The 23,532-nt window shown below is 55.2% G+C and carries 25 protein-coding genes; 12 read left to right on the top strand and 13 right to left on the bottom strand.

Annotated elements, in window-relative coordinates; translation table 11 throughout:
• Nucleotides 1–275 precede the first annotated feature (275 nt).
• From Q8W22_RS11505 to ccoM, 3 genes are all read left to right on the top strand, one after another.
• Nucleotides 276–1,451 (top strand): glycosyltransferase family 1 protein, encoded by a 1,176-nt coding sequence (locus tag Q8W22_RS11505; protein WP_305415211.1) that lies wholly within the window; start codon nt 276–278, stop codon nt 1,449–1,451.
• 42 nt (nt 1,452–1,493) lie between these two features.
• Nucleotides 1,494–1,796: a hypothetical protein gene (locus Q8W22_RS11510; protein WP_303432491.1), complete on the top strand. Its 303-nt coding sequence runs from the start codon at nt 1,494–1,496 to the stop codon at nt 1,794–1,796.
• Between the two features lie 521 nt (nt 1,797–2,317).
• Nucleotides 2,318–2,437, top strand: a complete 120-nt coding sequence (gene ccoM, locus Q8W22_RS11515) for a cytochrome c oxidase subunit CcoM (RefSeq protein ID WP_303432489.1) — start codon at nt 2,318–2,320, stop codon at nt 2,435–2,437.
• Between the two features lie 118 nt (nt 2,438–2,555).
• Here ccoM and Q8W22_RS11520 read toward each other — a convergent pair whose 3' ends face one another.
• From Q8W22_RS11520 to Q8W22_RS11555, 8 genes are read right to left on the bottom strand one after another with little or no spacing between them, the layout of a single operon-like run.
• Complete coding sequence (locus Q8W22_RS11520) at nt 2,556–3,326, bottom strand: septal ring lytic transglycosylase RlpA family protein (RefSeq protein ID WP_303432488.1); 771 nt, start codon at nt 3,324–3,326, stop codon at nt 2,556–2,558.
• Entirely contained in the window at nt 3,323–4,300 is a 978-nt protein-coding gene (gene mltB, locus Q8W22_RS11525; RefSeq protein WP_305415215.1) for a lytic murein transglycosylase B, read from the bottom strand. Before mltB ends, Q8W22_RS11520 begins: the two co-directional genes overlap by 4 nt.
• A gap of 25 nt (nt 4,301–4,325) precedes the next feature.
• Entirely contained in the window at nt 4,326–5,468 is a 1,143-nt protein-coding gene (gene rodA / locus Q8W22_RS11530) for a rod shape-determining protein RodA (protein ID WP_303432486.1), read from the bottom strand.
• A complete protein-coding gene (gene mrdA, locus Q8W22_RS11535) occupies nt 5,465–7,321 on the bottom strand; it encodes a penicillin-binding protein 2 (protein ID WP_303432484.1) in 1,857 nt (618 codons plus the stop codon). The genes rodA and mrdA overlap by 4 nt, the downstream gene beginning before the upstream one ends.
• A gap of 7 nt (nt 7,322–7,328) precedes the next feature.
• The gene (gene rlmH / locus Q8W22_RS11540) at nt 7,329–7,796 is read right to left on the bottom strand and encodes a 23S rRNA (pseudouridine(1915)-N(3))-methyltransferase RlmH (RefSeq protein WP_305415217.1); all 468 of its coding nucleotides are present in this window, start codon (nt 7,794–7,796) and stop codon (nt 7,329–7,331) included.
• Complete coding sequence (rsfS, locus tag Q8W22_RS11545) at nt 7,793–8,149, bottom strand: ribosome silencing factor (protein ID WP_303432480.1); 357 nt, start codon at nt 8,147–8,149, stop codon at nt 7,793–7,795. The genes rlmH and rsfS overlap by 4 nt, the downstream gene beginning before the upstream one ends.
• Before the next feature lie 7 nt (nt 8,150–8,156).
• On the bottom strand, nt 8,157–8,798 hold the full coding sequence (gene nadD, locus Q8W22_RS11550; RefSeq protein ID WP_303432477.1) for a nicotinate-nucleotide adenylyltransferase: 642 nt from the start codon (nt 8,796–8,798) through the stop codon (nt 8,157–8,159).
• Nucleotides 8,799–8,809: 11 nt separating this feature from the next.
• Nucleotides 8,810–10,066, bottom strand: a complete 1,257-nt coding sequence (locus Q8W22_RS11555) for a glutamate-5-semialdehyde dehydrogenase (protein WP_305452433.1) — start codon at nt 10,064–10,066, stop codon at nt 8,810–8,812.
• Between the two features lie 175 nt (nt 10,067–10,241).
• Between Q8W22_RS11555 and Q8W22_RS11560 the strand changes: the two genes are divergently transcribed.
• Nucleotides 10,242–11,177: a hypothetical protein gene (locus Q8W22_RS11560; RefSeq protein ID WP_305452434.1), complete on the top strand. Its 936-nt coding sequence runs from the start codon at nt 10,242–10,244 to the stop codon at nt 11,175–11,177.
• Nucleotides 11,161–12,141, top strand: coding sequence for a diguanylate cyclase domain-containing protein (locus Q8W22_RS11565; protein ID WP_305452435.1), 981 nt, complete (start codon nt 11,161–11,163; stop codon nt 12,139–12,141). The genes Q8W22_RS11560 and Q8W22_RS11565 overlap by 17 nt, the downstream gene beginning before the upstream one ends.
• Nucleotides 12,142–12,185: 44 nt before the next feature.
• Here the strand turns inward: Q8W22_RS11565 and Q8W22_RS11570 are convergent, their stop codons facing one another.
• The gene (locus Q8W22_RS11570; protein ID WP_303432469.1) at nt 12,186–12,431 is read right to left on the bottom strand and encodes a hypothetical protein; all 246 of its coding nucleotides are present in this window, start codon (nt 12,429–12,431) and stop codon (nt 12,186–12,188) included.
• A 180-nt stretch (nt 12,432–12,611) separates the two neighbouring features.
• Between Q8W22_RS11570 and Q8W22_RS11575 the strand changes: the two genes are divergently transcribed.
• Nucleotides 12,612–13,634 carry a DUF3549 family protein gene (locus Q8W22_RS11575; protein ID WP_303432467.1) on the top strand — a complete coding sequence of 341 codons (1,023 nt, stop codon included), beginning with the start codon at nt 12,612–12,614 and terminating at the stop codon, nt 13,632–13,634.
• A complete protein-coding gene (locus Q8W22_RS11580; RefSeq protein ID WP_303432465.1) occupies nt 13,631–14,098 on the top strand; it encodes a YchJ family protein in 468 nt (155 codons plus the stop codon). The genes Q8W22_RS11575 and Q8W22_RS11580 overlap by 4 nt, the downstream gene beginning before the upstream one ends.
• A gap of 37 nt (nt 14,099–14,135) precedes the next feature.
• Here Q8W22_RS11580 and Q8W22_RS11585 read toward each other — a convergent pair whose 3' ends face one another.
• A complete protein-coding gene (locus tag Q8W22_RS11585; protein ID WP_303432463.1) occupies nt 14,136–14,432 on the bottom strand; it encodes a hypothetical protein in 297 nt (98 codons plus the stop codon).
• 78 nt (nt 14,433–14,510) lie between these two features.
• Here Q8W22_RS11585 and Q8W22_RS11590 point away from each other — a divergent pair, with 78 nt between their 5' ends.
• Nucleotides 14,511–15,353: a hypothetical protein gene (locus Q8W22_RS11590; protein ID WP_305452436.1), complete on the top strand. Its 843-nt coding sequence runs from the start codon at nt 14,511–14,513 to the stop codon at nt 15,351–15,353.
• A 122-nt stretch (nt 15,354–15,475) separates the two neighbouring features.
• Here the strand turns inward: Q8W22_RS11590 and Q8W22_RS11595 are convergent, their stop codons facing one another.
• Together Q8W22_RS11595 and Q8W22_RS11600 are read right to left on the bottom strand one after the other, a co-directional pair.
• Nucleotides 15,476–17,014 carry an alkaline phosphatase gene (locus Q8W22_RS11595; protein WP_305452437.1) on the bottom strand — a complete coding sequence of 513 codons (1,539 nt, stop codon included), beginning with the start codon at nt 17,012–17,014 and terminating at the stop codon, nt 15,476–15,478.
• Nucleotide 17,015: 1 nt separating this feature from the next.
• Nucleotides 17,016–18,551, bottom strand: a complete 1,536-nt coding sequence (locus Q8W22_RS11600; protein ID WP_305452438.1) for an alkaline phosphatase — start codon at nt 18,549–18,551, stop codon at nt 17,016–17,018.
• 257 nt (nt 18,552–18,808) lie between these two features.
• Here Q8W22_RS11600 and Q8W22_RS11605 point away from each other — a divergent pair, with 257 nt between their 5' ends.
• From Q8W22_RS11605 to lipA, 4 genes are all read left to right on the top strand, one after another.
• Nucleotides 18,809–19,948, top strand: coding sequence for a D-alanyl-D-alanine carboxypeptidase family protein (locus tag Q8W22_RS11605; protein WP_305415225.1), 1,140 nt, complete (start codon nt 18,809–18,811; stop codon nt 19,946–19,948).
• A gap of 5 nt (nt 19,949–19,953) precedes the next feature.
• Nucleotides 19,954–20,256, top strand: a complete 303-nt coding sequence (locus tag Q8W22_RS11610) for a YbeD family protein (protein ID WP_303432451.1) — start codon at nt 19,954–19,956, stop codon at nt 20,254–20,256.
• Nucleotides 20,256–20,894, top strand: coding sequence for a lipoyl(octanoyl) transferase LipB (lipB, locus tag Q8W22_RS11615; protein ID WP_305415226.1), 639 nt, complete (start codon nt 20,256–20,258; stop codon nt 20,892–20,894). The genes Q8W22_RS11610 and lipB overlap by 1 nt, the downstream gene beginning before the upstream one ends.
• Before the next feature lie 73 nt (nt 20,895–20,967).
• On the top strand, nt 20,968–21,954 hold the full coding sequence (lipA, locus tag Q8W22_RS11620; RefSeq protein WP_303432445.1) for a lipoyl synthase: 987 nt from the start codon (nt 20,968–20,970) through the stop codon (nt 21,952–21,954).
• Between the two features lie 117 nt (nt 21,955–22,071).
• On the opposite strand, the gene mltF is transcribed toward lipA, so the two are convergent.
• Nucleotides 22,072–23,511 (bottom strand): membrane-bound lytic murein transglycosylase MltF, encoded by a 1,440-nt coding sequence (gene mltF, locus Q8W22_RS11625; RefSeq protein WP_305452439.1) that lies wholly within the window; start codon nt 23,509–23,511, stop codon nt 22,072–22,074.
• Nucleotides 23,512–23,532: the final 21 nt, after the last annotated feature.

Consider the following 23,532-nt stretch of genomic DNA (forward strand, 5'->3'; position numbering starts at 1 on the left):
GGCCTGCAAGTCGGCTTCGTGATTCGAAACCATCCGGTAGCCCAGAGTGAGCACCGGATTAAATAGATGCCCCCTATTGCTTCTTTTGGGTAAGTTCCATTTCCCTTTCCCGGTTGGGTCGCCCTGGTTTCAGGCGTTCTTAGTCGGAGGATGACGTGGAGGGCTGGTTTGGAGAGCTGACGTTTGGTGGAGTGATATGGGGCTTTATTGGCTTCATCAAAGTGTCACGGTGGTGCTGGCACACTGGTTGAATTTAGCCAGAGTGCCAGACCCGTATGGCTCCACTTCGTATCAGTATTGTTACCGAAACCTATGTGCCCGATGTTAACGGTGTCGCTAATTCCCTGCGCCAGTTGATTAATGCGCTGGACCCTCGTCACTTTCAGGTACAGCTGATTCGTACTCGGCCGCGCTCGACATGGCGTCCAGAAGTGGAAGAAGTCTGGTGCCGTGGTTTGACCATTCCAATGTACCCGGATTTACAGATTGGCTGGCCAGCCCGGGGAGATATTCGGGCGGCCTGGGATCGTTTTCAGCCGGAATTTGTCTTTATTGCCACCGAAGGCCCGCTGGGCAACTCGGCATTGAATTTGGCCACCGAGCGCGGCATTCCGGTGTTGAGTGCGTTTCATACCAACTTTCATCGTTACAGCAGTTATTATGGCTTGGGCTGGATTCGAACCCTGACGCTGAACTGGCTGCGCCGCTTTCATAACCGTACCGCCGGAACCCTGGTTCCTTCCGAAGAAGTCGCCGGTTTTTTATGTGAATCCAGCTTTCATAACGTTCAGGTATTGCCTCACGGGGTCAATTGTCATCTGTTCCATCCGCGGCGGCGTAGTATCAGTCTCAGGCAGTCCTGGCAGGTCAAGGACAGTGACCGGGTGATGCTGTATGTCGGACGTATTGCGGCAGAGAAAAATATCCCGCTCGCCATTGCGGCTTATGACCAGTTACGGGTGACCCGACCAGATCTGAAACTGGTGATGGTGGGGGATGGCCCGATGCGTGGTGATATTCAGGCCAGCCATCCCGATGTGATTTTTGCCGGCGTGCAAACGGGCGAGGCACTGGCCCGGCATTTTGCTTCCGCTGATCTGTTTGTCTTTCCCAGTGTCACGGAGACGTTTGGTCTGGTAACGCTGGAGGCCATGGCCAGTGGCTTGCCAGTGGCTGCATTTGATATGGCAGCTGCCCATATGCATATTCAGTCCGGTGTTAACGGTTCGTTGGCTCCGGTTGAAGAGAAGCCGGATATTGCCGAGCGGATGTTTGTCTCTGCCGCCGAGGCATTATTGGAGAGTGATCTGGTTGAGCAGGGCAAGGCGGCACGAGTGACGGCAGAACAGCTAAGCTGGGAGTGTGTGGCTGGTCAGTTTAGCCGTTATATAGATCGTGAGTTGGATCAGCCGATTGTTCAAATCGGAACAAAATACAAAACAATGGTATGAGCGTTGCAGTAAAATCCCCAGTACCAACTTGGGGGGAACCACATGGTTGAATTCAACCGCAACAATATCGCACTACTACAAAAAATAAAGCGATTAGCGAAAGATGAGCAGGGCTGCATAATTCACTATGATTCGCCTTCCTTGGAAGATGACCTCAGAACCCTTGTAAAAAGCGGCGTGAGCCATGATTTACTTGAGATGATTGAGATGTTTTTGCCGACCCAGGCACCAAAAACCAAGCCGATTATGGACAGAACGTACCGCGGTGCGACGGCCATGATTGATGATCGGGAGCGGATCGGGCCGTCTACCCGGGTCTATCGGGGGCGAATTATCTCTAATTAGTTTGTTATCAATGTGTTGTTTTTTGGTGCGATATTGAACTCGTTTTGAAAAATCTGTGAATTGCTGGTGCAGATGACCTGAATTAACCTTGCAGTGGCGTTCGGTAATCCAGAAAGATAACGATCAATAAGCATGACAGACAGCACCTTGTGCAAGGATGCCACGCAAGACCTGTCATTTTTCAGCAGCCAGCGCCTGTGGGCGCTGGTTTGCTCGACCCTAATAAGATCTTTGGGAAACAGGGATCTTCGTCCGGATAACGTCCCTGCCCCTGTTTCTGCCGGTGATGACCTGATCATCGGAATAACCGTCTCCCTGAAATCCTGCCTTCTGTTTCAGCGCAATAAGCAAGCCAGCCAATAACTGATCTTATGTCGCTTTTGATGCATATCAAGCGTAGCAATGGTTATAAAGAGCGGCTGAAAAACGGCTTGATGTGAGTCAATTTGACACAGGTGTGGACTGTTACATTGCCCTCAACACGTCAAACGCAAGACCGACTAAGAGTGAGGAATCCCACTATGTTTATGGACGAAGTTGTTTTTGCCGGATTAGTGATTGTCGGACTGACCTGCGTATTTTTTGTAGGTGTATATGCGGCTATCCGTAAGGACATCAAAAAACACGGCTCTGGAGAATAAGAGCCGGTTTTATTATTTTCTGCGCTGAGTACCCTTGCCTCGGGCCCGACCAGTTTGGTCGTGGCCCTTTTTTTTGTGGCTTGTGATCTGCTGCGCGTGACGGCAATGTGAATGGTGCTCAGTCGAGTTGATGAGCACCGAGTATGACGGGGTTGTTGATCTGCAGGTTTTCCAACCTGATCAGCAAGTCCTGCAAGGGCTCTCCTTCCGGTACCGGGCCGATACGTACCTTATGGAGTGGTTTGCCATTCAGATTGCCCTGATGTACCTCCACAGGCCACGACAGTGGCTTCAGCGCCTGACTCAGGCTTTGCTGCTGCCGCCTGGCGTTGGACTGGTCGGACAGGGCTGAAACCTGTATCCAGTGTACCTTGTCGGGGTAAGGCTGGGTCAGCAGTTCGACCGTGACCGGGGCGGTGCCGGATACATCCAGGCCCACTTTGTGGGCAGCGGCATACGACAGGTCAATAATACGGCCTTCATGAAATGGCCCGCGATCATTGACCCGTACCACCACACTTTTGCCGTTGTCTTGACGGGTTACCCGCACATAGCTGGGTAACGGCAAGGTTTTGTGGGCCGCGGTAAATTGATAAACATCGTAAATTTCACCGTTGGAGGTAGCGTGGCCATGGAATTTCATGCCGTACCAGGAGGCGATGCCTGTCTGCCGGAATGACGTTGGTTGATCCAGTACTTGATAGCGTTGTCCCAGCACCTGATACGTTGGGCCGTTACCCGTCACACTGAGTGGTTCCCGTGTGGGGGTGGGCTCCTCTATGGTGGATAAATCCGGTGGTTCTGGAGGACTGAAGTCTTCCTTGTGCTGGTAACGCGAGCTGCAGGCGCTGAGTAGCAGCGCCATGATCAGCCAAAAGCCGGTCTTCACTGTTTCAGCGCCTCACTCAACTGATAAACCGCCATGGCATACAGACGGCTATGGTTATAGCGGGTAATCACGTAATAGTTATAGTGGGCCAGCCAGAACTCGGCTCCTTGCTTGCCAATCAGTTTGACCAGGCTGGCAGGGTCTTCGGCATTTGCTGGCTCGATGGTGGAAACTCCCATGGCTGCCAGTTTTGCGACAGTCCATTTGGGCTTCAGGTTGTCATTAACGGCTTGCTGGTACTGGTTGCCGCTGACGCGGGCGCGTTGTACCACCGGCTCGTGTGCTCGCCAGCCATGGACGTTGAAATAGTTGGCGACGCTGTTAATGGCATCCGCTGGGTTAGCCCATAAATCACGCTGGCCATCACCATCGCCATCAACGGCATACGCGAGAAAACTGGTCGGAATAAACTGACCGTAGCCCATGGCGCCGGCGTAAGAGCCCTTGACGGTTGCGGGATCAAGATTTTCTTCTTTGGCCAGTGAAAAAAAGGCTTTTAATTCGCGCCAGAAGATCGGCCGTTTAGGGTAGTCGAATGCCAGTGTGGCCAGTGAATCCAGTACCCGGTAGCTACCCTGACGACTGCCGTAGAACGTTTCCACACCGATGATGGCAGTGATGATTTCTTTGGGAATGCCGTACTTCTGTTCTGCCGCCGCCAACAGCCCGGCATGTTTTGCCATAAAGGCCTTGCCGCCTTCAATGCGCTTGCTGGTGAGGAAAATATCCTGATAGCTATCCCATTCGAGGGTTTTTTCTGCCGGGCGAGCGATGGCTTCCAGTACCGAGTCGAGTTTTTTCGATTCTGCCAGCCAACGCCTGGTTTCTGCAGGAGGGATTTGATATTCCTTTTCCAGCTCGGCCGCAAACTCATTAAAGCGAGGGTGCTGGTCGTAGCCGGCATATGCCAGCGCTGAGCCACTAAGACTGATAACCAGGCAAGTCTTTGCCAGTTGACGTGTAAGTCTGGTCATACTGATTCCCTGTTAAGTATTTTGATTAACGTTTTTGATGTATTGCCATGGACATGATCAGGCCAAAGGCTGTCATCAGGCTGACGACTGACGTTCCACCATAGCTGACCAGTGGTAGTGGAACACCTACCACGGGTAAAATTCCGCTAACCATACCGATGTTCACAAATACATAGATAAAAAAGGTAACGGACAAGCTGCCCGCCAGCAGGCGGCCAAACAAGGTCTCGCTACGGCTGCTAAGCACCAGACAGCGGAATATGATCAGGAAGTACAGCACCAGTAGCAGCAATACGCCAATCAGACCCAGTTCTTCTGCCAGTACGGCAATAATAAAATCGGTATGACTCTCTGGCAGAAATTCCAGTTGTGACTGGGTACCCTGCATAAAGCCTTTGCCTTCAATGCCGCCGGAGCCAATGGCGGTTTTTGACTGAATGATATTCCAGCCAGACCCCAGTGGGTCACTTTCCGGGTTCAGGAAGGTCAGCACCCGTTGTTTTTGATAGTCGTGCATAACAAAAAACCACATCAGTGGGGCACAGGCTGAGACGATAGCAATCAGGGAACCAATCAGCTTCCAGGCCATACCGGCAAAAAACAGCACCAGTAGACCAGACGCTGAGATCAACAGTGAAGTACCCAGGTCGGGCTGTTTCAGGATCAGTATCGTCGGGATAACAATTAGCCCGCTGGCCTTGAGCAAGTCGGTGATATGCGGCGGCACCGGTCGCCGGGCCATATACCAGGCCACGGTGAGTGGCAGAATCAGCTTGACCAGTTCCGATGGCTGGAAGCGGGGCAGCCCGGGCAGGGCCAGCCAGCGTTGCGCGCCCTTGGCCCCTACACCGGCAATCAGCACGCTGATCAAGGCAACCAGAGCCAACAGATAAGCCCAGGGCGCAATCATCTGATAAAAGCGAGGGGGCAGCTGTGCTGCCAGCCCCATGCCAAGCAAACCAATGCCCATATGCACGGCCTGACGTACCAGCATATGCGTATCTCGGCCACTGCCGGTATACAGTATCAGTAAGCCAGCCAGGCACAGTACCAGTAGCAGTATCACCAGCAGCAAATCCAGATGAATGCGGGTGAATAATGCTTTACCACGATCAAATCCCGGGTGTATGCCGCTACCCAGTGTGCGGGTGAAGTCGGAATTGCTCATTCGCCAGTGCTTCCGCTGAGGTAAAGATTAATAACTGATTGAGCAATGGGTGCTGCGGTACGACCCGCTGATTCGCCGTTTTCGACCACCACGGCAATCGCAATCTGCGGATCTTCAACCGGCGCAAAGGCGATAAACAGAGCGTGATCACGCAAGCGCTCGCGCAGGGCGTCGGAGTCGTATTCTTCATCTTGCTTGATGCCGACAACCTGGGCAGTACCGGTTTTGCCTGCGATGGAAAACTCCAGGTGTTTTTGCAGCACGCGAGCAGTGCCATGAGGGCTGGAGATCACTTTGCGCATGGCTTCAAACATATGATCCCAGTTGTCTTCGTTGTTCAGTTTGATGTCCTGGGCCTCACTTTCATCAATCGCTTCATGCTGACCGCTGTGGGCAGAGAGCAGACGGGGAGCGACCCACTTGCCGCGATTGGCCATTAACGCTGTGGCAGTGGCCAGTTGCAAGGGGGTGACCTGCATATAGCCCTGGCCAATGCCCAGGTTGACGGTATCACCGGCGTACCAGCTGGCTTTGTAGTGTTTGCGTTTCCATTCACGGCCGGGCAGCAGCCCGGAGAAGGCGTTATCAACATCTATCGCCAGGTTCTGGCCAAAGCCGAACTGCGCCAAAAAAGGGTCAAGCTTGTCAATTCCCGCGCGGACGGCGGCATCATAAAAATAGACATCGCAGGATTCGACGATAGCGCGTTCCAGATTGACTTCGCCATGACCCTGGCGTTTCCAGTCCCGGTAGACCCGGGAGCTGTTTTCCAGCATAAAGCTGCCGGTATCAAAAATAGTACGGCTCCAGCTGGTCACACCGAGGTCGGTGACGCCGATACCAATAAAGGGTTTCAGGGTGGATGCCGGTGGATAGCGGCCCCGTATGGCCCGGTCGAACAGGGGTAAATCCGGATTGTCACGCAAGGCATTATAGTCGGTATGGGATATACCGGTAACAAACAGGTTGGGGTCAAAGCCCGGGTTACTGTAGAGGCTGAGAATCCCCCCGGTTTTGACTTCAATAGCCACCAGAGCGCCCCGGTGATTGGCCAGTTGTTGCTGGGCCAGCCGTTGCAGGCGGCTGTCGAGGTGCAGGGTCAGGTCTTGTCCGGGGGTCGGGTCTGACTGCTCCAATACCCGTAAAATACGGCCGCGGGCGTTGGTTTCCACTTTTTGATAGCCGGGTTCGCCATGCAGGTCACTTTCATAACGCTTTTCAATACCTTGTTTGCCAATGTATTGGGTGGCGCTGTAGCGGCGTTTGGTATCGATATCGGTATCCAGGTGATTTTGTTCCCGCTGGTTGATACGTCCGACGTAACCCAGTACATGGGCAAAGGTTTCCCCTTGTGGGTAATGACGCACCAGCTGGGCTTCGACATCGACACCGGGCAGGTAAACCCGGTTGACCATGACCTTGGCAATTTCAACTTCGGTCAGTTGATGACGTAAAACAACGGGTTCGTAGGGTCGACGACGCAGTTCCAGACGTCGTTCGAGCTGTTCCCGGTCCCGTTCTGAAATACCGATCATATCGTCGATAAAATTCAGAGTATCTTCCATATTACGAACGCGTTCAGGCACCAGCGTCAGGCTGTATGAGGGTACGTTTTCTGCCAGCAATTCCCCATTGCGGTCATAAATCAGACCACGCTTGGGAGGCAGCGGCTGGATCTTGATACGGTTGTTTTCGGATAGATTCTGGTATTTTTCGTAGAGGGTGATTTGCAAATAGGCCATACGCCAGACGAGCACGCCCAGCAAGGCAAAGATAATCAGGCCCAGAATCGCGGCACGAGAACGAAACAGCTTTACTTCAGCTGATTTATCCCGGAAGGAGTGCTCCCACATGCAGGCCTCATTTGTGGTAAGGATGGCCCTGCAACAGGGTCCAGGCTCGATATATCTGCTCAGCCACCACCACGCGTACCAGAGGGTGCGGCAAGGTCAGGCTGGATAGTGACCAGCGTTGTTTTGCCTGCGCCAGCAGCGTTGGGGCTATGCCATCAGGGCCACCAATCACCAGAGCCACATCGTGACCGTCCATGCGCCATTGCGACAGATGACCGGAGAGCTGTTCTGTTGACCAGGGTTTACCAAGGACATCCAGTACGACCAGATGTTCCTGTGGCCGTATTGCCTTTAGCAAGGCAGCAGCTTCCTGCTGCATGGCTTTTTCCTTGCTGCTGCTTTTACTGCGGTGACCCGGGCTGATTTCCACCAGTTCCAGGGCGCAGTCGGCAGGTAGCCGTTTGGCGTATTCCTGATAGCCGTCTGTCACCCAGGCGGGCATTTTCTGACCGACCGCCAGCAGCCGGATTTTCATTCCGCTGCATGACCCTTGCTGGATGAGTCGGCAGGTTCACCCCAGAGTCGCTCGAGGTCATAGAAGTGGCGTGACTGGTCGGTCATGACATGCACGACGACGTCGATCAGGTCGATCAGTACCCAGTCAGCGACGGCACGACCTTCGGTGCCATTGGGGCGCAGGCCGGCATGCTTGGCTTTTTCTTCAACATGGCCTGCGACGGCGGTAACGTGGCGATTGGATGTCCCGGTGGCAATGACCATCCAGTCGGTGACAGAAGTACGGCCACGTACGTCCAGAATAGTGATGTCTCTGGCTTTCATATCGTCCAGGGAATCGACGACCAGGTTTTTGATTTGCTCAGTTTGCATTCGCTACTTATCGGTAAAGTTGGTGTTGAGTGAGATAGTCCAGTACAGGGTCTGGAGTAAGGAACCGGACATTCTCGCCTTCGGCAATGCCTCGACGCAAGCCCGATGCTGAAATATCCAGCCCGGGCCAGGCCTGTTGGCAGATACGACCTGCAGGACTGGCTAACAGGTCAGTAATGGAAGCCTGTCGTGCCAGCCACTGTTGTTGTTGCCATGGGGCAACGGGCTGGCGTTCTCCGGGACGACTGATGACCATCAGATTGGCGAGATCAAGGATGTCGTCACAGCGGTGCCAGCGGTCAAAACTGAGCCAGGCATCGGTGCCCATTGCCCAGGTAAAACTGATGGCCGGGTAAAGGGTACGCAGCCATTCCAGGGTAATGACACTGTAGCTGCATTCCGGGCGTTGTAATTCAATATCGCTGACTTCGACACCATCCAGGTCGCTGGTAGCGAGGTTCAGCATGGCCAGGCGCTGGCTTGATGACGCCCGGGGGGACGGCCGGTGTGGCGGAATACGGTTAGGCATCAGCAGCACCCGCTCAAAACCGGCGTCGCGTAATTGCAAGGCGATACGCAAGTGACCGATATGAACCGGGTCAAAGGTACCGCCCAGAATGGCCCAGGGAGCAGCCCGTGCAGCTGCCACGGTTGAGCTCATTATTTGCGTACTTCGCCGTTACCAAACACAACGTATTTCTGTGAGGTCAGACCATCCAGTCCGACCGGGCCACGGGCATGAATCTTGTCGGTAGAGATACCGATTTCTGCTCCCAGGCCGTATTCAAAGCCGTCGGCAAAACGGGTTGAGGCATTGATCATCACCGAGCTGGAATCGACTTCGGTGAGGAACTGGCGCGCCAGGGTGTAGTTCTCGGTGACAATACTGTCGGTATGGTGCGAACCGTGGCGATTGATATGTTCAATGGCAGCCTCAATGCTGTCGACTATCTTGATTGACAGAATCGGTGCCAGGTACTCGGTATCCCAGTCTGCAGCGGTGGCGGCTGTTATGCCATGAAGAATATCGCGGCTGCGGTCGCAGCCACGTAATTCAACGTCCAGGGCAGTGTAGGCTTCTCCCAGCGCTGGCAGTAACTCATTGGCGACATCCTGATGCACCAACAGGGTTTCCATGGTGTTGCAGGTGCCGTAACGGTGGGTTTTGGCATTAACGGCGATATTCAGTGCCTTGGTCTGGTCGGCAAAGCGATCCAGATACACATGGCAGATGCCGTCGAGGTGTTTGATAACCGGGACCCTGGCGTCCTTGCTGACGCGTTCAATCAGCCCTTTGCCACCACGAGGTACAATAACGTCGACAAATTCTGGCAGGGTGATCAAGTGGCCAACGGCGGCACGGTCGGTGGTTTCCACTACCTGCACGGCGGTTTCAGGTAATCCGGCAGCGGCCAAACCGGTGCGAATACAGGTTGCCAGCATCTGGTTGCTGGCAATGGACTCCGAGCCACCCCGTAAAATGGTGGCATTGCCGGACTTGAGACACAGGCTGGCGGCTTCGATGGTTACGTTCGGGCGGCTTTCGTAAATAATGCCGATGACACCCAGAGGCACACGCATCTTGCCAACCTGAATGCCGCTGGGGCGGTATTTCATATCGGTGATCTCACCCACCGGGTCTGGCAGGGTGGCGACCTGATGCAGGCCTTCAATCATGGTGTCAATACGGGCGTCGGTCAGTTCCAGGCGATCGAGCAGGGCAGCATCCAGGCCTTTGGCCCGACCGTTTTCAAGGTCGGTGGCATTGGCTTGATAGAGGTCGCTACGTTGCTGGCTGATGGCATCGGCGATGGCCAGCAAGGCTTTGTTTTTGTCCTGGGTTGAGGCTCTGGCCATGGCTGTTGCAGCAGCACGTGCCTGTTGGCCCAGCGTTATCATGTATTGGTTTACATCCATCGATTACACCCGATCGGTCGGAAACAGATAAAGTTGGCTAGTATACACTACCCACCTGCGGATTAACCCGGTAATTACGTTCGGGGGCAGGGTATTGCGGTTACCTGGCACCGGGTGATGCGGCGTTTTCCTGTCAAGGTACTGGCCGACGAATTCCAATGACAAAGGCTTTCTGATGCTCACAGGCAAGAACAATACGTATTTTTTACGACAGCAAGAGTTACGGCTGACGGCTTTCTATTGTCTGCTGATGGCCGTATGCCTGGCGGCGCTGTCCTGGATTGATTGGCGACACCAACATGTTGGAGAGACGATTGCCACTTTATTGCTCGGTTGCCTGCTGAGTATTTATGCCCGTTATCTGCTGTTGCACGACAAACCCTATCGACGTCGCTGGCCTGAATGGTTGGTCGTGACACTACTGGTGCTGATGGCCTTGCGGGAGATGACCATTGGCCTGGACACCGTACATATTGGTTTCTGGGTGCCGTTCTATCTGGTGTTTGCGTTTCGATGGCAGTATGCCATTTGGATGATGCTGGCTTTTTCGGTGTTATTTCTGTGTCTGGCCGCCTGTTTGGATATCCTGTTGCGAGCACAGGTTATAACAACCTATACCGTGAGTGTGGCGGTCGCCGCTGCAATTGGCTGGATGAATGAATCCGGTACTATCCGGTTGCGCGAAGAAGTCGGGGCGGATCCACGTACCGGTGCCTATCGGGAGGATCAACTGCTGATCGATCTGGCCCGTGAAATCCCCCGCGCGGATCGTCATTCATCCCGGCTGCTGTTGGCCCTGGTGCTGGTGCCGGGTACTTGGCGTCAACTGGGGAATGAGGCGTTTGAAGATCGTATCCAACAACTGGGAACGCATTTGCAACAGGGGGTACAGCCTTTTCATATGTTGTATCGATTGGAATCGGATGATTTTCTGGTGTTGATGCCTTATGGCACTACGGATGACTTCCGCTTGATCGAACAGCAACTGGACCCTGTTGCCAGGGCGGGTGAGCAGCCTCTGGATATTGTCGCTATTCATTATCAGCCAGACGACGATGTGGACAGCTTGGTCGTACGGATCAGGGAGGCTTGTCATGATGATCATGCTTGATAATCACCATCGTGGCCCGGTGTTGCGGTCGGGCTTGTTTGTCTTGACGGCACTGCTGATGAGCTGGGTGGTATGGGAGCAGTTCCAGCTGGGTCTGTACGATACCGTGCTGATGAGTTTCTGTGTGATTCCGATGCTCTTGCTGGCGGCGGCGATTATCTGGCTGCGGCGGGATTGCAGCCATCATGATTGGCTGGCGCTGCCGGTACTGGTGCTGGTAGTGGCACCCGGTTTTATCCAGATCGAACCCAGCATGGCGTTATCTCTGAACTATCTGTTGATGATGCCGTTTCTCAGCTATTTTTGCCTGCGTCGTACCCTCAGCCATATTTATAACATCGGTATGATTCTCGCCCTCTGGTGGACTGTCATGATGGCTGCGGATGTGCTGGTGGCAACCCGGGCAGCACTGGTTTACACCATGGTGGCGGCGTCGGTTGCCTGTTATGGCTTGTTGATCCAGCACCGCTTGCTGATGGTGGCTTCACTGACATTAAATGATGGTGAATCCGGGGCCTATAATGCCGGTCATTTTTCGCTGGTAGCGGAGCGGGAAGTGGCTCGCAGCGAGCGTGCCAAGCGGCCATTGGCGCTGATTGGTTTCAGTATTGAAGATTTTTCCCAGTTGTGTGACTTGCATGGACAGCACGCCGTCAGCCAGTTTTTGCCGCAGTTTGTTGAAGGGATTCGTAATGAAGTGCGGGCCGGGGATGAGATTTTCCGTATCCGGGATGAGCTGTTTATCTTGTTACTGCCAGACTGTGCGGAAGATGGTGCTATCGTCCTGATGGAACGTATGCGTCGACAGATGGAGCGGCAGCCGTGGCCAATACTGGGTGAGGTATCCTTGCTGACCACCACCGTGGCATTGGTGGCCGGGGATACGTGCCAGGACGTTGAGCGGCGTTTGCTCGCTCGCCTGGCCAAGCAGAAGCGCGCCAGCCTGCAGGCGGCCGCTTTCTGAACCCCGCCAAGCGGCTGGCTGGGTTGGCCTGGGGTCAGGGCTGATTATTTACCCGGGCGGTTTTCCAGATAGCGGATGGTTTTGTTGGCTTCGTTGAGCTGATAGCTGAGATCTGCCGCCTGTTGCCGTAATGTCTTGGCTGCTTCCTGTTCTTGCTGATGCTGACTGAGCAGTTCCGTCAGACTGGTTTCAGCGTCTTTTACCTGTTGCTGCCAGCGACGACTGAGCCAAAAACCTACTCCTCCGCCGCCAATGATAAATCCGGCCAGCAGCGCCAATACGATCAGCATACCTTGTCTCCTGTGAGTGCCTGTGCAATGGCTGGCTATCATACCTGCTTGTTGTGAGTGTCGCAGAAGGATCTGCTGCCAGCACGGCAAGATCCTGCCATTTGCCTCACCATGACAACCGGCCATTCGGCAGAATCTGCTACACTGGCGACCGTTTTTGCATTTTTTAGAGGACAACGAGTGACCATTACTGATCTGGTAAGCCAGCGCGGCGCTAGCCTGCGTGTATTTGATATGGGCCGCCGTATTCAACCACTGGACACTGCGCTGTTTGAAGAAATTGAGCAGCAGAGGCGCAGTTATCCGGTGCCGTATCTCAAGCATGCCTGGCTGGCATTATTGAGCTGGCACCCTGAGCAACCGGGGCAGCATGCTATCTGGTTCCTGAAACTGCCGCTGGATGAACAAAACCTGCTGGATGCGCCGGCCCGTGATGGCTTTGTCCGTTATATCGCCCAGCGTCTGGCCGCCGGGGACAGCAGCAATGATAAAGGTGAAGCACCGTTCAGCTTCAAGCCGGATGCCCATCGAATGGCGTATTTTCATGCGCTGGCCGCGCGCGAGCTGGGGGCACCGGACAGTCGCTTTTACGCCACTACCCGGGGTTATCTGGCCGGAGATATGGGCTGGGAAAACTGGCAACAACTGGGCTTGCAGGGGCTGGCTGAAGTCGTTGCCGGTTATCAGCAAGACAATAACCAGGCGTTGCTGACGCGGGCTCTGCCATACCTGCCCAAGGTGCCGTTGAATGTGATACTCGGGTTTATGGAAAATATTTCGCCAGGGCAGGTGTTGACCAGTGCGGTCAATGACCGGCTTGCCAGTGTGATTGCCGCAGAACCGGATGCCAATGATCTCGCCGCGTTTGCCCGGGCACTGTCTCACAGCGAAAATATTGAACAACGCCGACTGTTGCTACACGCGCTGCTGGCGCATCCCGCTGCCCGTTCTGTCGAGGTGCTGGCGGCGGTTTCCAGCCGTTGCTGGGCAGACCTGGAAGGGGAATTGCTGCTGGCGTTTCTGGAAACCCTGGCCGTTAATGAACAAGGGCAGGACACGTTTAACGCGCTGGTGGGGGATATGATGACCCTGCCCGGTATGCGGCAGCGGATGATGGCGGCTTTTTCATCGGATCAACACAGTCCGTCACTGGATCAGGGGATTACCCGTCTGTTAGGGATGGTCAGAGGACAAGCTCAATGACGCCGGATTCTCCCTGCCCTTGTGGCCGCATGTTGGCAGCATCTTCGGTGGTGAATTATGGCGACTGCTGCCAGCCATTACATCTGGGGCAGCCAGCCGCCAGCGCAGAAGCGTTGATGCGATCGCGTTACAGTGCGTTTGTGCTGGAGCTGGAAGATTATCTGCAGGCCAGCTGGCATCCAGACACCCGGCCAGACGGCCCGGTATGTGAAGCCTCCATGCGCTGGTACGGGCTGGACATTGAGAGCGCCGATGAGCTGGGTGATCCGGCGACGGTGTGTTTTACCGCGACCTTTCGCGCGTATGGCCGCTGGCAAACGCTGCATGAATGCTCACGCTTTGTTAAACAGGGTGAGCACTGGCGTTATTACGATGGCGAGGCCGAGTGGCAGCAATTGCAGCCGGGCCGTAATGACCCTTGCCCTTGTGGATCAGGGAAAAAATTCAAAAAATGTTGTGCCTGAAGCGAAGCACCTTGACCTCGGCGGGGAGCTTGGCAACTCAGTCCCTTTGCCTGCCCTGGCTGGGGCCTTTCAGCACCATGCCGACGGTCATGGCCAGTGCTCCTGCGGTCGCAATCAGCAGGCTGATATTGATGATCAGGGTGTGGCGGGCGTAATACGTCGTGATGGGTTCGGCGCTGGCAATACAGCTGCCAAGCTCGGGTGAATAAGTCAGCCCTTGCTGCTGGCACTCGGTAATGGCGGACAAGTCCAGTCCATAGACAATCAGCAGTGCAACGGCAGGCAGCACACAGAGCAGAGTGCCATAGCGAAGCAGTCCGGTTGGGTTAAACATAAAGGCGTATTTCCTCGAATGAGTGTTCAGTATCAGGGATGGCCGCCCGGATTCTCTGGCGGTATATGGGTTCTTTGTTTGTCAGTCGCAGTGTTATGGGGATTGACCGGCGGCAGTCCGTCAGTACAGGCCAAGCCGGTGGGCTCTGCGGCTGTTTCCACCGACCAGAATGAGGAAACGGCTGCCAGCGCGGCATTGGCGGCGATCCGACAGGATCTGGCTGCCGGGCGATTATCTCAGCCTGCGGTCTGGAACGCCATGGTACGTATCGATGAATTTCGTCGCCTCTGGCCCACCAATATGGCGGTGGTGCCACTGGCCTATCAATGGGCTGCCGCCTATCAGCAACAGGTTGAGGATTGGTTGGCTCAGGGAGAGCTGGCGGCGGCGGCGATGGCACTTGAGCAGCTATGGACGCTGGTGCCACTCAGTAACGGCCTGGACCGGTTACAGCACCGGCTGGACCGGGCACTGTTACTGCAAGGACAAACCCCTCCGGCGTTTATGGCCCCCGGTTATCCGCTGTCAACGGTTGGCGAAGAGGAAACCCCGGTGGTGGTACGTCTGGATTATCGTCCGTTGGGTATGGCAGTGCATGATGAATTTCGCAGCCATTATGAAGACAATTCCCCGCCATTGGCCGAGTTTCTGCTGGATGCGAATCTGGTTGAACTGCGTGACCAGTCGATCCAGACGTTAATGGCTCCGCTGTGTCAGGCGATTGTTGATAATCAGGCATCGGTGATCGTGCATGCTGAAGATCGGGTCGATTATCGTTGGCTGACGGTCAGAATAACCCTGTGTGTTCGCCGCATTAACGAGCATTTTCGTTTACGGCACAGTTATCAACAACAGGATGGCGCTCCCATGATTTCCTTGCACCCTGCGCGGACAGCCTCTCTGTTACCCGCTCCGGAGTGAGTTGTGACTTGACCAACCGAATTGGCCAACAGCAGGCGCGACGGCGAGTCGGCGACACCCAAGCCGTCGGCGACCCGTGTACGATCACCGACGTATCCCTATCCCTATTGTTATCCCAGTCGCTATCGTCCTGTTGCGGTATCGACGGTCAGGGCATGACGCATCAAGTGAAACAGCCAGTGTTGTTCCATGGTGCCACCCAGCAGGTGGGACCAGGGGCCAGCCCCGTAGACGGCGACGTCTTCGCCGCCATGGGTTTCTGAGTACATGGGTATCAACGCTTGCTGACGATAGTCTGGTGATTCAGCTTCGTCGGCGCTGATGGCCGGACGCGGCATGGCGACAGCGCCGGGGCCATTACGATAATTCATCGATGTGTAGTGTTCGCCATCCGCCAGACGATCAGGCTCTGGTGCCGGGTGGCCGTGATCATCATTGCCCGTTACCAGTGCTGTCATCGGGTTGCCGCGGGTCGGATAGCCTGCCAGAGTCAGTGTATGGCTATGGTCGGCGGTGACCAGCAGCAGGGTATTTTCGAGATCAACAGACTGCAGCAGCCAGTCAACCGTTTGGTGTAATTCCTCGGTTTCTTTCAGGGCGCGATAGCCATTGCCTTCATGGTGGGCGTGGTCGATGCGGCCTGCTTCAATCACCAGTACGTAACCTTCCTCGTTGTGTGACAGGCGTTGCACGGCGGCCTGGGTCATATCCAGCAAACCGGGAGTTTGGGTATCGCGATCGTCAACGTATGGCAGGTGTGAGGGAGAAAACAGCCCCAGCCACTGGCCGTGACTCAAATCGGCGGTTTGCAAGGCGTCCCGGTTGGTGAGCAAGTGATGATCCGGGCGCTGCTGCCAATCGTCCGTGAGGTTGCCGGACTGACGAGCACCGCCAGTGGCAGTGGTGTTAAATTGCGCCAGACCACCACCAAGAGCAATATCGAGATCGCTGTTGACCAGTTGGGTGGCAATGTCCTGACAGCCGGAGGTGCGGGCTTCGTCAGTCAGCTGGCTGTCGTTTTCCCAGTTGCGATCGACACTGTGGGCATACGTTGCCGCCGGGGTGGCGTGGGTCAGGCGGGTGGTGGAGACCACACCGGTACCCTTGCCTTGCGCTTGTGCCAGATCCATCAGTGTGTCGAGCGTCTGGCCTGCACCGCTGGCACAGTCTCCCCGGGTGACGCCAGGGCCGACGGACAGTACTCCGGCGCGGGTTTTTGTGCCCGTGAGCAGGGCTGTAATCGTGCCTGCCGAGTCCGGTGTTTGCAGGTCGGTGTTGTAGGTTTTGACCAGGGCTGAATAGGGCAGGGTTTCGAAGCTCATGGCAAAGTCTTCGCCGTTAAGACCAAGTTGTTGGCCGCTGAAGATGCGCCCGGCCGTTAACGTGGTGATTCCCATGCCGTCACCAATGACCAGCACCAGGTTTTTGGCTCGGTGTTGATTGTCTGGCTGTTGTTGGCGCTGGTCGGCTTGTTGTTGCCCTAGGGCATACCAGTCACTGCTGCTGACCGGGCCGGGGATCAATACCTTGGTGGTGTGTTGTGGCTGGCTGTCGCTGACCGGATCGGTACTGCTGTCATGGGTCGCGCAGCTGGCCAGTGCCATGGCACTCAGGGTGGTGGTGAGCTGTGCGGCACGTTTGAGTGGGGTCATAACGGTCATATCAGTTGTCCTCCGTGACGGCCGGGGCCTGGGTGGTTAGGTGCAGTGCCCGGCTGGCGAGGTGAAACAGGCTGTTTTGTTCCAGTAGGCCGCGGAACCATTGTGACCCCGGGCCTTTGGCGTGAATCGCGACATCGTCGCTGCCATGGGTTTCGCTTTCCCGGTGGCCCAGTGCAGCCTGATGGAAGTCCGGGTGACTGGTGTCTTCATCCTCATGCCAGTGGACTCGGCCATTCTGGCGGCCGGATTCTGCAGCGCTGACCGGATCAATATCATTGGCACCCAGGCCATTGGCGTAGCCCAGCGTGGTGTAAGGGGCACCATCGCTGGCATGGGCAAGCTGGTCGTTGTGTTGCACCAGACCAAGAATATCGTTGCCACGTTGCGGGTAACCGGAGAAGGACAGCGTATGGCTGTGGTCTGCGGTCACCATGATCAGGGTGTCGTTGTCATTGGTCATGCGGTCGGCAAAGGCGACAGCATCGGCCATGGCGACGGTATCAGTGAGGGCGCGATAGGCATTGCCGGCATGATGGGCATGGTCGATACGGGCGCCTTCAATAATCAGGACATAGCCCTGGTCGCTGTTTTGGGTTTGCTGATGCAGGATCTGCAAGGCGGCAAAGGTCATTTCGGTGAGAGAGGGTTCGGCGCTGGTGCGGTCATGGGCGTAGGCCATATGGCTGTCGGCGAACAGGCCAAGCACCGGGGTACGAGCCTGCATGCCCATAAGGTCATTTCGGCTCAGTAGAAGTTGGCCGTCGGGATAGCGTGTGCTGAATTGCTGGGTCAGGTCGGTATCGAGACGTACGCCTTCCCGGGCTGTTGTCATAAAGTTCTTGCGGCCGCCGCCCATCGCAAGATCAAGCCCGTTGGCAAAGCCGCGGTGGATCAATTGGGCGGCAATGTCTTCGCAGCCTTGCTGGCGCGCTTCTTCAGACAGATCGCTGTCGGCTTCCCAGTCCCGTTCGGGGGTGTGGGCGTAGGTTGCTGCCGGGGTCGCGTGAGTCAGGCGGGCGGTGGTGACCACACCGGTGGCCAATCCTTGCTGGCTGGCGTATTCCAGTAATGTTGTCAGCTGGTGGGCCTGGCTGCCCTGGCAGACAGCGCGATCCTGTTCGGGGCCAATACTGAGCACCCCGGCGCGGGTTTTGACGCCGGTCATGATGGCGCTCATGGTGCCGGCGGAATCCGGGGTTTGCTGGTTGGTGTTGTAGGTCTTGACCAATCCGGAATAGGGGAAGCGCTCGAATGACAGGAAGTTTTCTTCACCACTGAAACCTTGTTGCTGGCCCTGAAAGATGCGTGCAGCGGTCAGCGTGGTGACACTCATGCCGTCGCCAAGAAACAGGATCAGGTTACGTGCACGGGTGCCGGGTGTCTCGTTGGCAAGGCGGTATTCCAGCCAGGCCTGACCCTGTTGGTAGTTGGGCTGATAGGCTGATGGGGAGGCTGCCAGCAGCGGCGGCGACGTCAATAAAGCTGCGGTAGCGAGCGTTGTGATGGCCAGCAGGCCGGAGCAGGCAAGGCGTTGCATGGGAACTTCCTGTCAGATAAAGGTTCTTGTGAACGTTGGTTTGTATTGGTCAGTGTAAATCGGGGTGCGAACTGCGCCTATAGTCTTTACTGCCTGATTGCGGCCAGCGGGGGTCTGACTGGCTCAATTATCCTGACTCAGTGACCCTGTATATCGCAGCTCTTTATGACGGCAATATGTCGTTCTCGTCTGGACTGCAAATTCTGGTGGCCGTGTTACAATGCCCGGCTCAACTCTCCTACTGTTAGTCAAGAGTCATGCGCTATCTACTAAGCCTGTTTTTATACTTGAGTGCGGCCTGTGCTTCGGCTGCCATTATTGTTCCCAAAGCTCCTGATCTGGATGCGCGGGCCTTTATTCTGATTGATGCTGAGAGTGGCAATGTCCTGGTCGAGCACAATGCCGACGAGACCTTGCCGCCTGCCAGTCTGACCAAGATGCTGACCAGCTATATTGCTGTGCACGAACTGGTGACGGGTAATGTTACGGATGACACCATGGTGCCAATCAGTGTTAACGCCTGGAAAAAGGGCGGCTCCAAAATGTTTGTGCGCGAAGGTACGGAGGTCTCACTGATCGACTTGCTGCGCGGCATTATTGTGCAATCCGGCAACGACGCTTCGGTGGCGGTGGCAGAATACTTTGCCGGTTCTGAGGATGCATTTGCCGACTGGATGAACCAGTACGCCATCAAGCTGGGAATGACCAACAGTCATTTCATGAACGCAACGGGCTGGCCTGCGGAAGAGCATCATTCAACCGCACGGGATATCGCCACATTGGCGTGGCATATCATCAAGGATCACCCGGCCTATTACGGTCTGTATTCTGAAAAATACTTTGAATACAACGATATTCGTCAACCTAACCGCAACAAGCTGTTGTGGCGTGATGACTCTGTCGATGGCCTGAAAACCGGCCATACCGAAGCTGCCGGATTCTGTCTGGCTGCATCCGCGGTGCGGGATGATATGCGCCTGATCGCCGTGGTGATGGGTACCCGCAGTGACGATGCCCGTGCCAGGGAAACCCAGAAGCTGCTGGCCTATGGCTTCCGTTATTTCCAGACCCACAAACTGTACAGCGCCAACGATGTGCTGGAACAGCGCAAAGTCTGGCTCGGCCAGCAAGATCAGATCGACCTGGGGGTGAAGGATGACCTTTATCTGACCGTGCCCCGTGGTACTGAAGGCGATCTGGATGTTGAGCTGAACACCGATGAATACATCAAGGCGCCTATTGCCGCAGGTGATGTGGTGGGCACTCTGGTGGTCCGCAAAGACGGTGAAGTTATCGAGGAACGTCCATTGATTGCCATCAGTGCGGTAGAAGAATCCGGTCTGGTTGGTCAGCTGATGGGTGAAATCGAGATGTTCTTTACACGACTGTTGAGGTAATCGACATGGCTTTGATCAAGGCGGACGGCCAGCCTGCAACCACTCAGGAAGCGCCGAAAATCGAATTTCCCTGCGCCAATTACCCCGTCAAGGTTGTTGGCAAGGGCACGGATAATTATCGCCAGGTCGTGCTGGATATTTTCCATCTCCATGCTCCGGGGTTCGATCTTGAGAAAATCCAGGTGCGTGACAGCAGCAAGGGTAATTTCCAGTCGCTGACAATTTATATTACTGCGACGGGTATCGAGCAGCTGGAAGCGCTACATAAAGAGCTGAGTGCTCACGAACTGGTGCATATGGTGATCTGATGCCAGAGGTGGTGGTTCGTCAGCTGGGGCTGGTTGATTATCAGCCCTGCTATGAGGAAATGGTGTCTTTTACGGCCCGGCGTCAACCCGAGACCACGGATGAAATCTGGTTTTTACAGCATCCTGGAGTCTTTACCCAGGGTCAGGCTGGCAAGGCCGAGCATGTGCTGGTGCCTGGGGATATTCCCGTGGTACAGACAGATCGCGGCGGTCAGGTGACCTATCATGGCCCAGGCCAGCTGGTGGTTTATCTGTTACTGGATATCAAGCGTCTTGGCCTTGGTCCGCGGGCCTTGGTGACCGCCATGGAAGAATCGATCGCTGCGACGCTGGCCCAATGGGGTATTGATGCGGCTGCCAAAGCTGATGCGCCAGGGGTTTATGTCGACGGTCGCAAGATTGCCTCGCTGGGACTGCGCATTCGTAATGGCCGTACCTTTCATGGTCTGGCGCTGAATGTGGATATGGATATGACGCCTTTCTTGCGTATCAACCCCTGTGGTTACGCCGGGCTGGAAATGACTCAGGTGGTTCGGGAAGCACCAAACGCCGGATTAAACATCGATCAGGTGGCTGGGCAGCTGGAACAACAGCTGATCCGTCACCTGGGTTTCACAACGATCACGCGCCCGGCATAATCTGCCGCGCCAGATCCAAATTATACATCCTGGTTGCGGTGATCCCGCTGACCGGGCAGGCTGGGGTAAACAGATGACTGAACGAGTAAAAGCGGTACAAGGGCAAAAATTACGTGGTGCTGACAAGGTTGCCCGTATCCCGATTAAAGTGATTCCTACCGAAGAAATGCCACGCAAACCCGATTGGATTCGGGTGCGTATTCCGGCTACCCCGGCAATCAGTGATATCAAGGCCAAGCTGCGCAAACACAAATTGCACACCGTATGCGAAGAAGCCAGCTGCCCGAACCTGGGTGAGTGTTTTGGTGGCGGTACGGCAACGTTTATGATTATGGGTGATATCTGTACCCGTCGTTGCCCGTTTTGTGATGTTGGCCATGGTCGCCCGAATCCGCTGGATGTTGATGAGCCGAAAAACCTGGCACTGGCAATTGCGGATATGGGGCTGAAATACGTTGTAGTGACCTCGGTTGACCGTGACGATTTGCGCGATGGCGGTGCCCAGCATTTTGCTGATTGTATCTCCCTGACCCGTGAGCACAGCCCGAGTATCAAGATTGAAGTACTGGTGCCGGACTTCCGTGGTCGTATGGATGTTGCACTGGATACGCTGGAGCAAACGCCACCGGATGTGTTTAACCACAACCTGGAAACCGTGCCTCGCCTGTACAAAAAAAGCCGTCCAGGTTCCGATTACCAGTGGTCACTGGACTTGCTGAAAAACTACAAGCAACGTCGCCCCGATGTACCCACCAAGTCTGGCTTGATGCTGGGCCTGGGTGAAACCAACGAAGAAGTGATCGAAGTGATGAAGGATATGCGCGCTCATCTGGTCGACCACATCACCATGGGACAGTATTTGCAGCCAAGCCGTGAACACTTGCCTGTTGAGCGTTTTGTGACACCGGAAGAGTTTGATGAGCTGGGTAATATTGCCAAGGAAATGGGCTTTAGCCGGGTAACCAGCGGGCCAATGGTACGTTCTTCGTATCACGCTGATGCCCAGGCGGCTGGTGAAGATGTCAGCGGTGTCTGGAGTGGTCATAAAAAATCATCGTAACCGCTGATCGCCGACCTCACTGATTGAGCAGCATAAAAAAACCGCAGCCTGACAAGGGTTGCGGTTTTTTTATGGCTGTTGTCCGGCGGTTTTTGCCAGGCAGGCTGCTTTCGTTATTCAGAGCAGTGGCGGTACCACCGTCATGGAAGAGGACAAGTGCAGGTTGTCGTTGTCTGTTGATGCAATCTGCAGAGCCTGTTCATCATTCCAGACCAGTACGTCGTAGTAGCGGCGGATGTTCTGGACATAATCAACGGCTTCACTGCCACGGGCGTAACCGTAACGGGTGTTTTTGTGGTAACGCTTCTGGCTCAGCAGTGGCAAAGCTTCTTTCACATCGCGCCACAGGTTCGGATTACCACCCATTTCGTAGGCCAGACGGCGAGCGTCCTGCAAGTGGCCATAACCAATATTGTAGGAAGCCAGCGTCATCCAGGTGCGATCCGGTTCGGCTACCTGGGTACCCAGGCGGTTACGTAAACTGTTCAGATAGCGTCCGCCACCAAGAATGCTTTGCTCTGGATCGAGACGATCACTGACACCAAGGTCACCTGCGGTCGCATTGGTCAGCATCATCAAGCCCCGTACGCCGGTGTAGCTGGTTGCCAGCGGGTTCCAGTGGCTTTCCTGATAACCCACTGCTGCCAGCAGACGCCAGTCAAACTGGTTGTCGTTGGCGGATCGTTCAAAATACGGCTTGTAACGATCGAGCTTGCGTACAGTCTGGCGCAAGAAACGCTTGGCACCGACATAGTTCAGCTCATCGAGATGGCCGTAGTAGCGCTCGTTCAGCGTTGCCAGTTGTTGACGAGTCTGGCGTGACTGAAAAAATTCTCGTGAAGCGTTGAGCAGGGAGTTGTCACGATTGTGCTGGAATGCCCAGGCCAGTGAGCGTTCATTATCAATGGTGAAGCCGATACCGATATTGGGGATATAGGCTTGCAGCATATTGAATTCGTTGGAGTTGACCAGGGTGTAGTCGATATCACCATTAGCAACCATATGCATCAAATCGGTAATATCCAGCTCGCCGGTTTCGCTCCAGCTCAGCTCTGGACGTTCATCCACCTGGGCACGACGTAATGTCTGGGCATGGCTGGATGACGCCGGGACTACAATCATACCGCTGAGCATGTCGTCGAGCTTGCGTGGGCGCTGGGTGCCACGGCGATAGATCACGTGTTCACGGACTTGCTGGTAGGGTTCGCCGAAACGGAACCAGCGTTGACGTTCTGGTGTAACAGCCAGGCCAGCGGCAGCAAACTGTGCCTGGTCGGCATTTAATGCTGTGAATATGCCAGTCAGGTTGTCGGCCACCTGTACATTCAGTCGCACACCAAGATAGTCGGCAAATGCCTGAGCCAGTTCCAGTTCATAGCCTGATGGGCCTGTACGGTCTTCGTAGTAGGTCACTGGGCTGTTACGGGTAATCATGGTGATTTCACCGTGCATCCGTATTTGCTCTAACTGTGTCGGGCGTACACTACCTGTGATCGCGGTAAGGCAGACCAGCAGAGTCATCAGACCCGTTAGCAGTTTGACTGATTTCATCAGCATGTAAGGTTGGCTCCATTATTA

Source organism: Oceanobacter sp. 1_MG-2023 (genome assembly GCF_030689025.1).
GTDB lineage: Bacteria > Pseudomonadota > Gammaproteobacteria > Pseudomonadales > Oceanobacteraceae > Oceanobacter.

Bases quoted from the DNA above. Each gene is read 5' to 3' on its own strand.
- mltB (WP_305415215.1), bottom strand. From the start codon at position 4,300: ATGACCAGACTTACACGTCAACTGGCAAAGACTTGCCTGGTTATCAGT.
- Q8W22_RS11565 (WP_305452435.1), top strand. From the start codon at position 11,161: ATGATGATCATGCTTGATAATCACCATCGTGGCCCGGTGTTGCGGTCG.
- Q8W22_RS11600 (WP_305452438.1), bottom strand. From the start codon at position 18,551: ATGCAACGCCTTGCCTGCTCCGGCCTGCTGGCCATCACAACGCTCGCT.
- ccoM (WP_303432489.1), top strand. From the start codon at position 2,318: ATGTTTATGGACGAAGTTGTTTTTGCCGGATTAGTGATTGTCGGACTG.
- rsfS (WP_303432480.1), bottom strand. From the start codon at position 8,149: ATGCAAACTGAGCAAATCAAAAACCTGGTCGTCGATTCCCTGGACGAT.
- Q8W22_RS11595 (WP_305452437.1), bottom strand. From the start codon at position 17,014: ATGACCGTTATGACCCCACTCAAACGTGCCGCACAGCTCACCACCACC.
- rlmH (WP_305415217.1), bottom strand. From the start codon at position 7,796: ATGAAAATCCGGCTGCTGGCGGTCGGTCAGAAAATGCCCGCCTGGGTG.
- Q8W22_RS11505 (WP_305415211.1), top strand. From the start codon at position 276: ATGGCTCCACTTCGTATCAGTATTGTTACCGAAACCTATGTGCCCGAT.
- lipB (WP_305415226.1), top strand. From the start codon at position 20,256: ATGCCAGAGGTGGTGGTTCGTCAGCTGGGGCTGGTTGATTATCAGCCC.
- Q8W22_RS11555 (WP_305452433.1), bottom strand. From the start codon at position 10,066: ATGGATGTAAACCAATACATGATAACGCTGGGCCAACAGGCACGTGCT.
- Q8W22_RS11605 (WP_305415225.1), top strand. From the start codon at position 18,809: ATGCGCTATCTACTAAGCCTGTTTTTATACTTGAGTGCGGCCTGTGCT.
- lipA (WP_303432445.1), top strand. From the start codon at position 20,968: ATGACTGAACGAGTAAAAGCGGTACAAGGGCAAAAATTACGTGGTGCT.
- mltF (WP_305452439.1), bottom strand. From the start codon at position 23,511: ATGCTGATGAAATCAGTCAAACTGCTAACGGGTCTGATGACTCTGCTG.
- Q8W22_RS11510 (WP_303432491.1), top strand. From the start codon at position 1,494: ATGGTTGAATTCAACCGCAACAATATCGCACTACTACAAAAAATAAAG.
- Q8W22_RS11580 (WP_303432465.1), top strand. From the start codon at position 13,631: ATGACGCCGGATTCTCCCTGCCCTTGTGGCCGCATGTTGGCAGCATCT.
- Q8W22_RS11585 (WP_303432463.1), bottom strand. From the start codon at position 14,432: ATGTTTAACCCAACCGGACTGCTTCGCTATGGCACTCTGCTCTGTGTG.
- Q8W22_RS11560 (WP_305452434.1), top strand. From the start codon at position 10,242: ATGCTCACAGGCAAGAACAATACGTATTTTTTACGACAGCAAGAGTTA.
- rodA (WP_303432486.1), bottom strand. From the start codon at position 5,468: ATGAGCAATTCCGACTTCACCCGCACACTGGGTAGCGGCATACACCCG.
- Q8W22_RS11570 (WP_303432469.1), bottom strand. From the start codon at position 12,431: ATGCTGATCGTATTGGCGCTGCTGGCCGGATTTATCATTGGCGGCGGA.
- Q8W22_RS11610 (WP_303432451.1), top strand. From the start codon at position 19,954: ATGGCTTTGATCAAGGCGGACGGCCAGCCTGCAACCACTCAGGAAGCG.
- mrdA (WP_303432484.1), bottom strand. From the start codon at position 7,321: ATGTGGGAGCACTCCTTCCGGGATAAATCAGCTGAAGTAAAGCTGTTT.